Raw genomic sequence first — 15,882 nt, 5'->3', positions numbered from 1 at the left:
GAGTGTCAAGATGAAGCGAATCAGCTTAATCGGGGCGACTGGTTCGATCGGCGTACAGACGTGCGACGTGATCGAGCAGCACCCCGACTTGTTTGAACTTGAGGCGTACGCGTTCGGAACGAACGTCGAGGTAGCCGAGGAATGGATCAATCGCCTTCGCCCGAAATACGTATCAGCCAAAACGATCGAGGTACTCGAACAGCTCAAGCCACGCCTTACATACGAACCACTCTTTTTTATCGGACTCGAAGGGTTGATCGAATGTGCGACCGCTGAGCGGGCCGATGTGGTCGTCACGGCCGTCGTCGGGGCAGTCGGCTTAGAGCCGACGCTTGCCGCCATTAAAGCCGGTAAAGATATCGCCTTGGCGAACAAAGAAACGCTCGTCACAGCCGGACATCTCGTCATGGCCGCCGTCAAAGAGCACGGCGTCAGTTTGCTTCCGGTCGACAGTGAACACTCGGCCATCTATCAATGCCTGAACGGAGAACGTCGCGAGGACGTTTCAAAAATCATTTTGACGGCCTCGGGCGGAAGTTTCCGTGATCAGACACGCGCTGAATTAGCGAGCGTGACCGTCGAAGAAGCGCTCAATCATCCGAACTGGTCGATGGGTGCAAAAATCACAATCGATTCGGCGACGATGTTCAACAAAGGGCTCGAAGTCATCGAAGCGCACTGGTTGTTCGATATCGATTATAATGATATTGAAGTGGTGCTCCATCGGGAGTCGATCATTCACTCGATGGTCGAGTTTAAAGACGCCGCAGTCATGGCGCAACTCGGAAACCCCGATATGCGGGGACCGATCCTCTATGCGCTCTCTACCCCGAAACGGCTTGAAATCGAAGGGAACAAGCGGTTAAACTTGAGAGAAATCGGGACGCTCCATTTTGCGGAAGCCGATTTAGATCGCTATCCGGCTCTTCGACTAGCGTATGAAGCAGGTCGTCAAGGTGGTTCAATGCCAACTGTGTTGAATGCGGCTAACGAAACGGCTGTCGATTTGTTCTTGAACGGAAAGATTGCGTTCGTCGAGATTGAATCGATCGTCGCGCAAGCGATGGATGCACATACAGTCATTGTAGAACCGACGCTTGAGCAGATCCTTCAAGTCGATCAATCGGTTCGTGAACAAATTCAGCAACGAAAGTGAAGGTGGGAAATAGATCATGCAAACTTTTATCGCCATCGTTTTGATGTTTGGGGTGCTCATTTCAGTTCATGAATGGGGACACCTCGTCATGGCGAAACGGGCAGGGATTCTCTGTCATGAATTTGCAATCGGGTTTGGGCCGAAAATCTTTTCGTTCAGAAAGAATGAGACGCTCTATACGATTCGCTTATTGCCGATCGGTGGTTACGTCAAGATGGCGGGTGAGGATTTCGAGCCGATCGAAGTGAAGGCCGGTCAACAAGTCGGGCTCCGGTTAACGAGCGCTGGCACAGTCGACCGCGTCTATTTCCAACCGGACCAAGCGACGGATGTACACGTCGTCGGCACGGTCGACAAGTTTGATTCAATCCGTGAATTGAAGATTCAATTGCTCGTCGACGAAGAAGTGCGGGTGTACACACTCGAGCGCGACACACTCCTCGTCGATCAAGGTATGGAGATTCAAATCGCACCGTACGACCGCACGTTCGGAGCGCAATCAGTTTGGAAGCGAGTGCTCGCGATCGCAGCCGGCCCGGCCATGAACTTCGTCCTTGCTTTCGTCTTGCTCGTCATTGTCGGTCTCGTGCAAGGCACACCGACAGACGATGGTCAAATCGGGACGGTACAACCGGATTCAGCGGCTGATCAAGCCGGGCTCGTCACCGGAGACGAAATCGTCTCGATCGAGGGTGAGACGATTGATAACTGGCTCGACCTGAGAACGGTTTTGGCCGATCGTGCCGATACACCGACCGAGGTGACCTATATTCGGGCGGGTGAGGAACAAACGGTAACGCTCACACCTCAAGCAGTCGAACAAAATGGTGAGACGGTCGGTATCCTTGGCGTGACAAATGCGCTCGAGCGATCACCGACAAAAGCGTTCACAACAGGAGCTGAGACGACGTGGACGATGTCGACATTGATTTTCTCTGCGGTCGGTGATTTAGTGACCGGCCAAGTCGGAGTCGATCAACTCGCAGGTCCGGTCGGGATTGTCCGCATGACCGACGAAGTGGCGGCGAGCGGTTTCATCATGTTGCTCAACTGGACGGCACTTTTATCCGTCAACTTGGCGATCTTCAACTTGTTGCCACTTCCGGCGCTTGACGGGGGACGACTCATCTTCTTGTTGTTCGAGGCAGTGCGTGGTCGACCGATCGATCCAAAAAAAGAAGGGTTCGTCCACTTTATCGGATTTGCCCTGCTTATGCTGCTCATGCTCATCGTCACTTGGAACGATATCCAATCATTTTTCAAATAGACTGTGTTAGAGAAGGGAAACGTTGATATTTATGAAACAATCGAGATTGCTTATGCCTACTTTGAGAGAGGTTCCTGCTGACGCTGAAGCTGTCAGCCATCAACTTCTCGTGCGCGGTGGATTTATTCGACAAAATGCAGCGGGGATCTACTCTTATTTACCACTCGGTCATCGTGTGTTACAAAATATTCAAACGATCATCCGTGAAGAGATGAACCGGGCCGGGGCGCAAGAACTGCTCATGCCGGCGATCCAACCAGCGGAGCTATGGGAAGAGACGGGACGTTGGGACATCTACGGACCTGAACTGATGCGTTTGACGGACCGTCATGACCGCCGTTTCGCACTTGGAGCGACTCACGAAGAGTTGATCACGTCGATCGTCCGTGACGAGTTGAACTCGTATAAGAAGTTACCGGTCAACTTGTACCAGATTCAGACGAAGTATCGCGATGAGCGTCGTCCGCGGTTCGGATTATTACGCGGACGTGAGTTTTTGATGAAAGATGCCTACTCGTTCCACGCCACACAGGCTGATTTGGACGAAGAGTACGACAATATGTACAACGCTTATTCGCGCATCTTTGACCGCACCGGTTTGAAGTATCGTCCGGTCGTGGCCGATTCAGGCGCGATTGGCGGGAAAGACACGCACGAATTCCAGGCGCTCGCCGAAATCGGTGAGGATACAATCGTCTATACGGATTCGTCGTCATACGCGGCGAACATCGAGATGGCGGAAACGCTTGACCGTTACGACATGCAAGCGGGTGTTGTGCTCGAGCTCGATAAAGTCGATACGAAAGAGCATAAGACGATCGAAGACGTGGCGCGTTTCTTGGGCGTGGAGACGAACACGACGATCAAGTCGGTGTTGTTCAACGTCGACGGCGAGACGGTCATGGCGATCGTTCGCGGCGATCACGAAGCGAACGATGTCAAAGTGAAGAACGCCCTTGGCGGACTCGATATCCAAATGGAAGACGAGTCGAAGATCATTGAATTGTTCGGCTGTGAACCAGGGACGCTCGGACCGATCAACGCACCGGTCAAAGTCGTCGCCGATTACGCCGTTAAATATTTAGTCGATGCGGTATGTGGCGCCAACGTTGCGAACACGCACTTCATGCACGTCAATGCAGAACGCGACTTGTCGCACTTGACGTATCATGACCTCCGCTTCGTCGTCGAAGGCGACTTGGCACCAGACGAATCTGGTCCAGTCCGGTTCGCACGTGGGATCGAGGTCGGTCAAGTGTTCAAACTCGGCACGCGTTACTCAGAAGCGATGGGCGCGACGTTCTTGAACGAAGAAGGCCGGGCGGAACCACTCATCATGGGTTGTTACGGCATCGGTGTCTCGCGGACGCTTTCGGCGATCGTCGAACAGCACCACGACGACCGCGGCATCGTTTGGCCGAAGAGTGTCGCACCGTTTGATCTGCACTTGATCGCGATCAACGCGAAAGACGAGACGCAACTCGAACTTTCGAATCGACTTTACGATGAACTATCGTCGAAGTATGATGTATTGTACGACGACCGCAAAGAACGGGCCGGCGTTAAATTTGCCGACGCTGACTTGATCGGCTTGCCGATTCGTATCAACGTCGGGAAGAAAGCCGGTGAAGGCATCGTCGAAGTGAAAGTCCGTGCTACGGGCGAAGTGATTGAAACGACGGTAGAAGAGTTGCCGCAAGTGATTGTCGCGCAGCTCAACGAGACGCATTGATCGATGAAGGTGACGGTTTCTTGCCGTCACCTTCATTTTTCGACATTGTCATATAAAAGGGGGGGACGACTTACCCGTGGAAGCAAATCAAAAGATGCAATTACTGTTGACGGATCTCGGGATCACGACAGAGAGTGATCAGTTCGACGGAGCGGAACTATCGCGTCTTGTCGTCAATAAGCAACGACGGACGTGGACGTTTTACTTCAAGATCCGCCAAGTGTTACCATATGAGGTTTATCAATTGTTCATGAGTCGGGTCGAGAATCGGTACGCGACGTTTGCCGATGAAGTGTATGCTCGTTTTACGACAGAGACGGGTGGAAGCGAGCAGGATTATATCGACTACTGGCCGCGCATCGTCAGTGAGCTCAGTCAAGTGTCGGGGGCGATGCGAAGCTATTTCGCAACTGTCAAACCGCGCTTCGAGCAAAACAAGTTGCTCATTCCCGTCCGCTCCGCACCTGAGGCGAGCTATGTCGATAAAGAGCTGTGCCAAGAAGTTCAAGCGCTCTACAGTGCTTACGGGTTTATGAAAAAGCCGTGCCAAGCGAGTTTCTCAGAAGACGCGGAAGCGAATCAGGCGTTGCGTGAACAAGTCGTCCAAGAAGATATCGAACAGGCGAAACTCGCACTCGCGGCCCAGTTCGCCAAAGCGACCGAGACGAACGATGAGCCGATCACGGAAGTGCGGATGGGCGCCTTGATCAAAGACGAGATTGTCCCGATCAAGACGATCATCGAAGAAGAACGCCGTGTCGCCATCCGCGGACTCGTGTTTTCAGCCGAACGGAAAGAGTTGAAGAGCGGGAAGAAGCTATTCACGATCAAGATGACCGATTATACCGATTCGCTCATCGTCAAAGTGTTTGCACGTGACGATGATGACGACCGTATGCTCAGTGCCGTCAAAAAAGGCATGTGGATCCAAGCGGCCGGACGGGTCGAAGACGATAGCTTCATGCGCGAACTGTGCATGATGGCGTCGCAGCTCCAAGAAGTGAAAGTCGAACCGAAGCGTGACGAATGGGCCGGGGAGAAACGTGTCGAACTGCACGCCCATACGCAGATGAGCCAGATGGATGCGGTCACGAACGTGTCGGCGCTCGTCGCCCGGGCCGCCAAGTGGGGTCATCGCGCCATCGCCATCACCGACCATGCCGGTGTGCAGTCGTTCCCGGAAGCATATTATGCCGGGAAAAAGAATGACATTAAAATCTTGTACGGTGTCGAGGCGAACGTCGTCAATGACGGCGTGCCTGTCGCGTATCATCCGACCGACGTCTCGCTCGACGAGGCGACGTACGTCGTGTTCGACGTCGAGACGACCGGTCTGTCGGCCGTCTACAACAAAATCATCGAACTCGCCGGCGTCAAGATTAAAGACGGTGAGATCATCGACCGGTTCGAAGCGTTCGCCGACCCGAAGCATCAACTCTCGGCGACGACGATCGAACTGACCGGGATCACCGATGACATGGTCCACGGACAGCCCGACCCGGAAGTGATCGCGAAACAGTTCGTCGACTGGTGCGGCGACGGGATTCTCGTCGCTCATAACGCCTCGTTCGATATGGGCTTTCTCGAGGCGACGCTCCGAAGCGGAGGACATGAGCCGGACGATTATCCGGTCATCGATACGCTTGAACTGGCCCGGACGATTTTACCGACGCTCAAAAACCACCGTCTCAACACGCTCGCCAAGCGGTTTGATATCGAATTGACGCAGCATCACCGGGCCATCTATGACGCCGAGGCGACGGCGTACCTGCTCATGAAGTTGCTCGATTTGGCGAAACAGATGTTCGAGATGCAGACGCATCGGTCACTGAACGCGAAAGTCGGCAGTGACGTCTCGAAGATCCGTCCGTTTCATGCGACGGTTTACGCGAAAACGAAAAAGCCAGGATTGCGCCACTTGTATGAGTTGATCTCGTTGTCGCACATCGACTATTTGTTCCGGATGGCTCGAATGCCGCGCTCAGAGATCGAGAAGCGCCGAGAAGGGCTGCTCATCGGCTCGGCGTGCGACAACGGCGAGATCTTTGACGCCGCCTTGAACAAGTCGGACGAAGAGCTCGAGAAGATGATGGCATTTTATGACTTCATCGAGATTCATCCGCCAGCACTGTATATGCATCTGATCGATAAAGAGATCGTCGCGAACGAGCTTGAACTTCGTGATATTATCAAACGGATCATTCGCGTGGCAGGTCAAGCCGGACTTCCGGTCTGTGCGACCGGGAACGTCCATTACTTGGACCGGACGGATCGGTCGTATCGCGAAATCCTGATCCGGACGCAAGGTGGGGCCAACTTCATTAACACGAGAAAAGAGTTGCCTCATGCCCATTTCCGGACGACGAAAGAAATGATGGAAGAGTTTAAATTTTTAGGTGACGAGCTCGCACGGGAGATTGTCATCACGAATCCGAACGCAATCGCCGATCAGATCGAAGCGATTCAAATTATCCCGGATGAACTGTATACGCCGAAAATCGAAGGGGCGGATGACGAGGTCCGCAATATGAGTTATGACATGGCCCGCTCGATTTACGGGGACGAGCTTCCGGAGATCGTCGAGGCCCGGCTCGAGAAGGAACTGAAATCAATCATCGGCCACGGTTTCGCCGTCATTTATTTGATCTCACATAAACTCGTCAAGAAGTCACTTGACGACGGTTACCTCGTCGGTTCACGGGGATCGGTCGGGTCGAGTCTCGTCGCGACGATGACCGAGATCACCGAGGTCAATCCACTACCACCGCATTATGTCTGTCCGAAGTGTCAACACTCTCACTTCTTTAATGACGGGTCGATCGGTTCCGGGTACGATCTTCCGGACAAGCAATGTCCGGAGTGTGGGACGTGGTATACGAAAGACGGACACGATATCCCGTTCGAGACGTTCCTTGGCTTTAAAGGGGACAAAGTACCAGATATCGATTTGAACTTCTCAGGTGAGTACCAGCCTCACGCTCACGCCTACACGAAAGTGTTGTTCGGAGAAGAGTACGTCTATCGTGCCGGGACGATCGGGACGATTGCCGACAAGACGGCGTACGGATATGTGAAAGGCTATGCGACCGAAAACGACAAGATTTACCGGAACGCCGAAGTCGATCGTCTCGTCTCGGGTGTCACCGGTGTCAAACGGACGACCGGGCAGCATCCAGGCGGGATTATCGTCGTCCCGGACTACATGGACATCGCCGAAATCTCGCCGATCCAGTATCCAGCCGACGATCGAACGTCTGAATGGAAGACGACACACTTCGACTTCCATTCGATTCACGACAACTTGCTCAAGCTCGACATTCTCGGACACGATGACCCGACCGTCATCCGGATGCTCCAAGACTTATCAGGCATCGACCCGTTGACGATCCCGACGGATGATCCGACCGTCATGAAAATCTTTTCGTCACCGGAAGTGCTCGGTGTCACACCGGAGCAAATCGAGTCAAAAACAGGGACGCTCGGTATTCCTGAGTTTGGGACGAAGTTCGTTCGCCAAATGCTTGAAGAGACGAAACCGTCCACGTTCTCAGAGCTCGTCCAAATTTCAGGTCTGTCTCACGGGACGGACGTTTGGATTGGGAATGCGAACGAGTTGATCTATAACGGGACGTGTGAACTGAAAGACGTCATCGGGTGTCGTGACGACATTATGGTCTACTTGATCTACGCCGGACTTGAGCCATCGTTCGCCTTTAAGATCATGGAGTCGGTCCGTAAAGGGAAAGGTTTGTCTGACGATATGGAGTCAGAGATGCGGGAGAACAGCGTCCCGGAATGGTATATCTCTTCTTGTAAGAAGATCAAATACATGTTCCCGAAAGCACACGCGACCGCGTACGTGCTCATGGCCGTCCGGATCGCTTACTTCAAAGTGCACCACCCGATTCTGTATTACGCGACATACTTTACGGTCCGCGCCGGCGATTTTGATTTGTCGGCGATGATCAAAGGGTCTCAGGCCGTCCGCAAGGCGATGTCTGATATCCGGGAGAAAGGCTTCGACGCCACGGCGAAAGATAAAGGGCTTCACACCGTGCTCGAACTCGCACTTGAGATGCTCGAACGCGGCATGAAATTCCAAAACATCGATCTTTACCGTTCGAATGCGACCGAGTTCTTGATTGAAGGCAACACGCTCATTCCACCGTTCAACGCTGTCGATGGACTCGGGACGAACGCGGCGAAAGCGATTGTCGAGGCGCGTGCCGAAGGTCAGTTCTTGTCAAAAGAGGATCTCCGGAAACGGGCGAAATTGTCGAAGACGATTATCGAGACGCTCGATACGATGAAATGTCTCGAAGGCCTGCCTGACGAGAACCAACTTTCGTTCTTTGATTTTGGGGTGTAAGTTGCGAAAAAGCGGGAAAATATGATATATTGGTATCGAACAATGTTGGATACTACGACGGAAAGGAGTAGGGAACCCTACTCCTTTCTTGTATGTAAAAGCCAGAAGGAGGGATGAGAGTGTCCAAAATAACAGAAGTCGTCGAAACAATCGCGTTGCCGATTGTCGAGCAAGCGAACATGGAATTGGTCGATGTTGAATTCGTGAAAGAAGGGCCAGACTGGTTCTTGCGCGTCTATATCGATAAACCGGGGGGCGTCGATTTAGATGATTGCGTCAACATCAACGAGCAACTCTCGGAGAAATTAAACGCTACCGACCCAATCGAACAAGCCTATTATCTTGACGTCTCGAGTCCCGGTGCCGAACGACCACTTAAAAAGCCGACTGACTTTGAGCGGGCGATTGGGAAAAACGTCTACATTAAAACGTTTGCCCCGATTGAAGGTGCCAAAGAGTTCGAGGGCATTTTGACGGAGTACGACGGCGAGACCGCAGTTGTCGAAACGCGCATCAAGACTAGAAAAAAAGCGATATCGCTACCGGTTGATAAAATTGCACAAGCCCGCCTAGCGGTCACGTTTAGTTAAGGAGAGGTAAAGATGGGGCCACAATTACTCACAACAATCGAACAGATTGCACAAGAAAAAGGGATCGAGAAAGAAATCATCATCGACGCGCTTGAACAGGCGCTCATTTCGGCATATCGCCGAAACGTCGCCAACCCGAACGAGCACGTCAAAGTTGAGTTTGACCAAGTGACAGGTGACATTCGCGTGTTCGCGCTTCTCGAAGTCGTTGAACGCCTGACGCATCCGGACCAACAGCTTTCGCTTGAAGAAGCGCACGAAATCGACCCGAACTTTGAGTTAGGGGACTTCCATAAAGAAGAAGTGACACCGAGCGACTTCGGTCGTGTCGCAGCGATGACGGCCAAACAAGTCGTCACGCAAAAGATGCGTGAAGCCGAGCGCGAACGCATCTACAACCACTTCGTCGATAAAGAAGACGAGATCATGACAGGGATCGTCGAGCGGTTTGACCCGCGCAACTTGTACATCGGTTTAGAGAACAACATCGAGGCAGTGTTGACGCCGAACGAACAGATGCCGAACGAGTCGTATAAGATTCATGAACGCATCAAAGTATACGTGACGAAAGTTGACTCGACGACGAAAGGTTCTGGCGCGGCGATTCAAGTGTCGCGGACACATCCTGGCCTACTTCGTCGTTTGTTCGAACTCGAAGTTCCAGAAATCGCGAGCGGGACGGTCGACGTCATGTCGGTGTCGCGTGAAGCGGGAGACCGTTCGAAAATCGCGGTCCATTCAGACATCGTCGATCCGGTCGGCGCATGTGTCGGTCCAAAAGGGCAACGTGTCCAGACGATCGTCGATGAATTGAACGGTGAGAAGATCGACATCGTCCGTTGGTCGAACGATCCAAAAGAGTTCGTTAAAAACGCACTCAGCCCGGCTCAAGTCGTTGACGTATATGTCAATGAACCGAACAAGTCGACGACAGTCGTCGTGCCGGACTATCAATTGTCGCTCGCGATCGGGAAACGCGGTCAAAACGCGCGCCTCGCCGCCAAGTTGACAGGTTGGAAAATTGATATTAAGAGTGAGACGGATGCAGAGAGCATGAACTTGTTCGATACGTATGCCGAAAAAGTTGAATCAACGCCAGAAATTGTTCACAATGAAGTTGAACAGACTGACTCGGTTGATGTGACGCTCGAACCAACCGCGGTAAAAGAAGAGGAATGACCATGAAGCAAAAGAAACTTCCTTTGCGTAAATGTGTGATCACTCAAGAGATGTTACCAAAGAACGATTTGATTCGTGTCGTACGGACGCCGGAAGGCGACGTCGTCATCGACACGACCGGCAAACTGAACGGTCGTGGCGCGTATTTGTCAAGAGATGTCGATGTGATTCGTTTAGCAGAGAAAAAACGAACGCTTGATCATCATCTGAAAGTAAAGACGAGCGAGACACTTTATGAACAGCTAGAACAAGCTGTCACAGGTGCCGAATCATGAGTCAGTGGGAATCATTGTTAGGCCTCGCCTCACGTGCGAGGAAGGTAACGATGGGAGAAGAGTTTGTCTTGAAGGATGTACGGGCTGGCCGAGCCAAGCTCGTCATTCTTGCCGGAGACGCGGGAGCGTCGACGAGAAAACGGATTACCGACAAATGTACATCGTATGGTGTTCCATTAATCGAAGTGAGCGACCGACATACAATCGGAGCTGCTTTAGGTAAAGACATGCGAGTCGTCGTGTCTGTGACAGAATCCGGATTTGCGAACAAGCTTAAGCAACTTCTCTCTTAACTATTAACGGAGGTGGATGCTTTGGGAAAACGCGTCTATGAATTTGCAAAAGAACAGAATGTAACAAGTAAACAAGTCATTACTCAGCTCGAGAAGATGAACAAGTCAGTGAAAAATCACATGGCTGTATTGGATGATGAGTCGGTCAAGCAACTCGACCGTGTCTTCAACCCTGAGAAATATCGTTCGGCTGAGAAGCAAGAAAAACCTGCTGAGTCGAAGCCGGCTGAAGCGAAGCCTGCTGCGAAACAAGAAGCAGAGAAAAAAGAAGCACCGAAAGCCCGTCCACAAACTTCTAGCGCCCCGAGCAATCAAGCGGGCAACCGTGGTGGCAACCGTTTCGGCAACAACCGTAACGATAACCGCAACAAAAAGCGCGGCGGTAAATTTAAAGGGAAGCCTGCAAAAGCGGCAATCCCGTTAGAAGCAGATCCTAATTCGAAAACGAGCCAGCGTAAAGCATCTCGTTTAGCGCAAGAGTCTGAAATGGGCAACGTCATCAAGTACGAGGATGTCCTCAGCGTATCGGATCTCGCGGCGAAGATGGATAAAAAGCCAAACGAGATCATCATGAAATTGATGGGTCTTGGCGTCATGGCGACGATCAACCAAACACTCGATGACGAGACGATCGAATTGCTCGCAACTGAATTCGGTTTCGAAGTCGAAAAAGAAGTCATCATCGATGAGACGGACTTCGAAGAAGTAGAAATCGACTTCTCTGAGTACGACCTCATTGAGCGTCCTGCCGTCGTCACAATCATGGGTCACGTCGACCATGGTAAAACGACGTTGCTTGACTCGATCCGGAACACGAAAGTCGTCGCTGGCGAAGCTGGTGGGATCACGCAGCATATCGGTGCGTACCAAGTTGATATCAACGGTAAAAAAATCACATTCCTCGACACACCAGGTCACGCCGCCTTTACGACGATGCGTGCCCGTGGAGCTGAAGTGACGGATATCGCGATTATCGTTGTCGCAGCAGATGATGGTGTCATGCCACAGACAGAAGAAGCGATTTCTCACGCGAAGGCGGCAAACGTCCCAATCATCGTTGCCGTCAACAAAATGGACAAAGAAGGGGCTAACCCTGACCGCGTCAAACAAGAGTTGACTGAATTCGGACTCGTACCGGAAGAGTGGGGCGGCGAAACAATTTTCGTACCGATCTCTGCTTTGAAAGATGAGGGAATCGATGAGTTGCTCGAGATGATCTTGCTCGTTTCAGAAGTCGAAGAGTACAAGTCGACGCCTGAAATGCCAGCTCGCGGTTCGGTCATCGAAGCGAAGCTCGATAAAGGTCGCGGTCCTGTCGCCACGCTTCTCGTTCAACACGGGACACTTCGTATCGGTGACTCGATCGTCGTCGGCAGCACGTTCGGACGCGTCCGGGCCATGGTCAACGATATCGGTCGTCGTGTGAAAGAAGTTGGCCCATCGACGCCAATCGAAATTACAGGATTGAACGATGTCCCACAAGCTGGTGACCAGTTCATCGTCTTCGAAGACGAGAAAAAGGCACGTGCAATCGGAGAGAAACGTTACCAACGTTACCTCGAGTCGCAGCGCCGTGAATCGGCTAAAGTCAGTCTTGAAGACTTGTTCAGCCGGATTCAAGAAGGCGAAGTCAAAGACTTGAACGTCATCATCAAAGCAGACGTTCAAGGATCGGCTGAAGCGCTCGCTGGATCACTCCGCAAAATCGACGTCGCAGGCGTCAAGATCAACATCGTGCATCAAGGTGTCGGTGCGATCACAGAAGGTGACGTCATCCTCGCTTCAGCAGCGAACGCGATCATCATCGGATTCAACGTCCGTCCAGACGGTAACGCCCGATCAATGGCCGAACAAGAACACGTTGAAATGCGTCTGCACCGGATCATCTATAACGCGATCGATGAAATCGAAAGCGCGATGAAAGGGATGCTTGACCCTGAGTTCGTTGAAGAAGTGATCGGACAAGTCGAAGTCCGTGACGTCTTCAAAGTTTCAAAAGTCGGTGCGATTGCCGGCTGTTACGTCACTGAAGGTAAAATCTCACGTGATGCCGGCGTACGCGTCATCCGTAACGGGATCGTCGTGTACGAAGGTAAACTCGATACGCTCCGCCGCTTCAAAGACGATGTCAAAGAAGTTGCGACAGGCTACGAGTGTGGGATCAAAGTAGAGAAGTACGACGACATCAAAGTGGAGGACGTCATCGAAGCGTTCGTCATGAAAGAAGTCGAACGTAAATAAAGTGAGGAGGGAACACGTATGAACATTCGTGCCCAACGTGTTGCTGAACAGATGCGTAAAGAGATCACAGATATCCTTTTACGCGAAGTCAACGACCCACGTACAAAGAACGCGACCATCACGAGTGTAGACGTGACGGGAGATTTGCAACAAGCGACGGCCTATTACACGGTGCTCGGAGACGACGCCGACGTGAAGGCTGAGACGCAGGCAGGTCTTGATAAGGCGAGCGCCTTCATCCGCCGTGAAATCGGCAGCCGGATCCGTCTCCGCAAGACGCCGGAATTGTCGTTCGAATACGATTCTTCGGTCGCATATGGTAGCCATATCGATTCGTTGATCCGTGATTTGAATAAAGACTAATAAATTGAAGGGGGGACTTGTGTCTCCCCTTTTTTGATATGGAGGAATGAACGTGGAACCGACAGGGATTTTAATACTAGACAAAGACAGCGGGATGACGAGCCACGATTGCGTCTTCAAGCTGCGCAAACTGTTTCAAACGAAAAAAGTTGGCCATACCGGCACGCTCGACCCGGAAGTGACCGGCGTGTTGCCGATCTGTTTCGGCCGTGCGACGAAACTGTCCCGGTTTTTGACCGATGAGGGCAAGCGCTACGTCGCCGAAGTCACGATCGGGACGGCGACGATGACGGAAGACGCACACAGCGAAGTCGTCGCGCAAACAGATGTCGCGCCTGATGCGTTCACGGGTGAAGAAGTCGACCGCGTTCTCGGCACGTTGACCGGAAGCATCGAGCAGGTGCCTCCTTACTTCTCGGCCGTCAAAGTGAACGGGAAGAAGCTATACGAATACGCCCGCAAAGGACAGACGGTCGAACGGCCGCGCCGCATCGTCGAGATTCACCGGTTAGAACGGACGAACGAACCTGTCTTCGAGGACGGCGTCTGCCGGTTTCGCATTGATGTCGAGTGCGGAAAAGGCACGTTTATTCGGACACTTGCCGTCCAAATCGGGGAAGGGCTCGGTTACCCGGCCCATATGAGCGACCTGCGTCGCACACGGTCAGGCACGTTCGATGAAAGGGACGCCGTGACGCTCGCGGAGCTCGCGGCGTTAGAGACGGTCGAGGAACGCGCTGAACGGCTCATCCCGCTCGAGGACGTGATCAAACGTTGGCCTTCCATCACCATTCCAGCCAACCGGGAACGGTATATTCGCAACGGTGGGCGCTTAAACGACGTCTCACTCGAATTTGAACTGTTTACTGTCTATAATGAAGAAGGAATTCCGCTCGCCCTCTATAGACGGCTTGACGGAACGACAGACGCAACAGTCGAGGTCATGTTGACAATCGACTAAGGGGGAATTTGAAGTATGGAAACGATACATCTCACACATCCCGAGACGCCAGAGTTTGTCCCTTCGGTCATGGTACTCGGATTCTTCGACGGCGTTCACATCGGCCATCAAGCCGTGATCGAGCACGCCAAACAGCGCGCGGAGCAGCTTGACGTGCCCGTGACCGTCGTCACGTTCGATCCGCACCCGAAACAAGTGCTGTCGAACAATGCGGATGCTGTCCGTTATATCACGCCGCTCAAACGAAAATTACAGCGGATCGCCGCGCTCGGTGTCGAACGTTGTCTCGTCTTGACGTTCACAAAGCAATTGGCATCACTGTCACCGCAACAGTTCGTCGACGATTATTTGATCGGCGCGGGCGCCGTGCACGTGACGGCCGGATTTGACTATTCGTACGGGAAGTTCGGGGAAGGGACGATGGAGACGATGCCCTACCACGCCCGAGGACGCTTCACGACGTCCGTCGTCGCCGAACAGACGAGTGACGGTGACAAAGTCTCTTCGACCCGGATCCGCAAACTTCTTGGCGCAGGCAGTGTCGACCTGGCGAGTGAGCTGTTAGGGGCGCCTTACGTCATCTGTGGCGAAGTCATCCATGGTGACGCCAGAGGGCGGACGATCGGCTATCCGACCGCGAACATGGTGATGGATGCGTCTTATGTCATGCCACGGCTCGGCGTTTATGCGACCCGCGTCCGCCTAGAAGACGGCCGGACGTTTGATGCGATGACGAACGTCGGTCGTCGGCCGACGTTTTATGACACCGGAGACGTCTCGATTGAAAGTCATTTATTTGATTTTTCGGAGGACTTGTACGGACAGTTGCTCGAAATCGAATGGGTTCACTATTTGCGCGATGAACGGGCGTTCGACGGACTCGATTCGCTGATCGCGCAGTTGAAACGAGACGAGACGGCGGCTCGGGCAATCCTATCTTGACTTTGGAGCAGGGGTCATGTATTCTAATTTGGTACGCAAAGTACACCGCTTCGCTTGGCTGGACGATTCACCAACGACGGCTCGGCAACGCGGCAATTTTCTATTAAATGGAGGTGGAGAGGCAATGGCACTCTCAAAAGAACGTAAAAACGAAATCATCGCGGAATACGCGACAAAACAAGGTGACACTGGTTCACCGGAAGTTCAAGTTGCTGTTTTGACTGAACAAATCAACACTTTGAACGATCATCTTCGCACACATAAGAAAGACCACCACTCACGTCGCGGTCTTTTGAAAATGGTTGGACGTCGCCGTAACTTGCTCACGTACCTTCGTAACAAGGACGTAACACGTTACCGTGAATTGATTCAACGCCTTGGTCTCCGTCGTTAATCCGAACGGGCCAAATGACGGACTGGGACACTCGTTCCTAGTCCGTTTCTTCTTTTTTTGGAGGAAAATCATTAGACAAACATATGAATGAGTTACATAATAAACTAGATAAGGTTTGAG

At 52.4% G+C, this 15,882-nt stretch carries 13 protein-coding genes; all 13 read left to right on the top strand.

Annotation, left to right across the window (positions count from 1 at the left end; all coding sequences use genetic code 11):
• The first annotated feature begins 10 nt into the window (after positions 1 to 10).
• The 13 genes from EVJ29_RS04595 (at position 11) to rpsO (ending at position 15,762) form a co-directional block, all read left to right on the top strand.
• The gene (locus tag EVJ29_RS04595) at positions 11 to 1,156 is read left to right on the top strand and encodes a 1-deoxy-D-xylulose-5-phosphate reductoisomerase (protein ID WP_131440242.1); all 1,146 of its coding nucleotides are present in this window, start codon (positions 11 to 13) and stop codon (positions 1,154 to 1,156) included.
• 16 nt (positions 1,157 to 1,172) lie between these two features.
• Entirely contained in the window at positions 1,173 to 2,423 is a 1,251-nt protein-coding gene (gene rseP / locus EVJ29_RS04590) for an RIP metalloprotease RseP (RefSeq protein ID WP_131440240.1), read from the top strand.
• Positions 2,424 to 2,454: 31 nt separating this feature from the next.
• Complete coding sequence (locus EVJ29_RS04585) at positions 2,455 to 4,155, top strand: proline--tRNA ligase (RefSeq protein ID WP_131465269.1); 1,701 nt, start codon at positions 2,455 to 2,457, stop codon at positions 4,153 to 4,155.
• A 94-nt stretch (positions 4,156 to 4,249) separates the two neighbouring features.
• Positions 4,250 to 8,524 carry a PolC-type DNA polymerase III gene (locus EVJ29_RS04580; protein WP_236633392.1) on the top strand — a complete coding sequence of 1,425 codons (4,275 nt, stop codon included), beginning with the start codon at positions 4,250 to 4,252 and terminating at the stop codon, positions 8,522 to 8,524.
• A 119-nt stretch (positions 8,525 to 8,643) separates the two neighbouring features.
• Positions 8,644 to 9,114 carry a ribosome maturation factor RimP gene (gene rimP, locus EVJ29_RS04575; RefSeq protein WP_070327467.1) on the top strand — a complete coding sequence of 157 codons (471 nt, stop codon included), beginning with the start codon at positions 8,644 to 8,646 and terminating at the stop codon, positions 9,112 to 9,114.
• Positions 9,115 to 9,126: 12 nt separating this feature from the next.
• Positions 9,127 to 10,293 (top strand): transcription termination factor NusA, encoded by a 1,167-nt coding sequence (nusA, locus tag EVJ29_RS04570; RefSeq protein ID WP_070327466.1) that lies wholly within the window; start codon positions 9,127 to 9,129, stop codon positions 10,291 to 10,293.
• On the top strand, positions 10,290 to 10,568 hold the full coding sequence (gene rnpM, locus EVJ29_RS04565) for an RNase P modulator RnpM (RefSeq protein WP_233589595.1): 279 nt from the start codon (positions 10,290 to 10,292) through the stop codon (positions 10,566 to 10,568). The genes nusA and rnpM overlap by 4 nt, the downstream gene beginning before the upstream one ends.
• Positions 10,565 to 10,861, top strand: a complete 297-nt coding sequence (locus EVJ29_RS04560; RefSeq protein WP_070327464.1) for a YlxQ family RNA-binding protein — start codon at positions 10,565 to 10,567, stop codon at positions 10,859 to 10,861. The genes rnpM and EVJ29_RS04560 overlap by 4 nt, the downstream gene beginning before the upstream one ends.
• A gap of 21 nt (positions 10,862 to 10,882) precedes the next feature.
• Positions 10,883 to 13,102: a translation initiation factor IF-2 gene (gene infB, locus EVJ29_RS04555; protein ID WP_070327463.1), complete on the top strand. Its 2,220-nt coding sequence runs from the start codon at positions 10,883 to 10,885 to the stop codon at positions 13,100 to 13,102.
• A gap of 18 nt (positions 13,103 to 13,120) precedes the next feature.
• Positions 13,121 to 13,465: a 30S ribosome-binding factor RbfA gene (gene rbfA / locus EVJ29_RS04550; protein WP_016508272.1), complete on the top strand. Its 345-nt coding sequence runs from the start codon at positions 13,121 to 13,123 to the stop codon at positions 13,463 to 13,465.
• Between the two features lie 46 nt (positions 13,466 to 13,511).
• Positions 13,512 to 14,426, top strand: a complete 915-nt coding sequence (gene truB / locus EVJ29_RS04545) for a tRNA pseudouridine(55) synthase TruB (protein WP_201738977.1) — start codon at positions 13,512 to 13,514, stop codon at positions 14,424 to 14,426.
• 15 nt (positions 14,427 to 14,441) lie between these two features.
• A complete protein-coding gene (locus EVJ29_RS04540; RefSeq protein WP_131465261.1) occupies positions 14,442 to 15,368 on the top strand; it encodes a bifunctional riboflavin kinase/FAD synthetase in 927 nt (308 codons plus the stop codon).
• Between the two features lie 124 nt (positions 15,369 to 15,492).
• Positions 15,493 to 15,762 carry a 30S ribosomal protein S15 gene (gene rpsO, locus EVJ29_RS04535; protein WP_015881433.1) on the top strand — a complete coding sequence of 90 codons (270 nt, stop codon included), beginning with the start codon at positions 15,493 to 15,495 and terminating at the stop codon, positions 15,760 to 15,762.
• Positions 15,763 to 15,882: the final 120 nt, after the last annotated feature.

Source organism: Exiguobacterium sp. SH4S7 (genome assembly GCF_004336795.1).
In the GTDB taxonomy this organism is placed as follows: domain Bacteria; phylum Bacillota; class Bacilli; order Exiguobacteriales; family Exiguobacteriaceae; genus Exiguobacterium; species Exiguobacterium aurantiacum_A.
The sequence above is the reverse complement of the archived record's forward strand: the minus strand, read 5'-3'. Positions and strand labels throughout refer to the sequence as shown.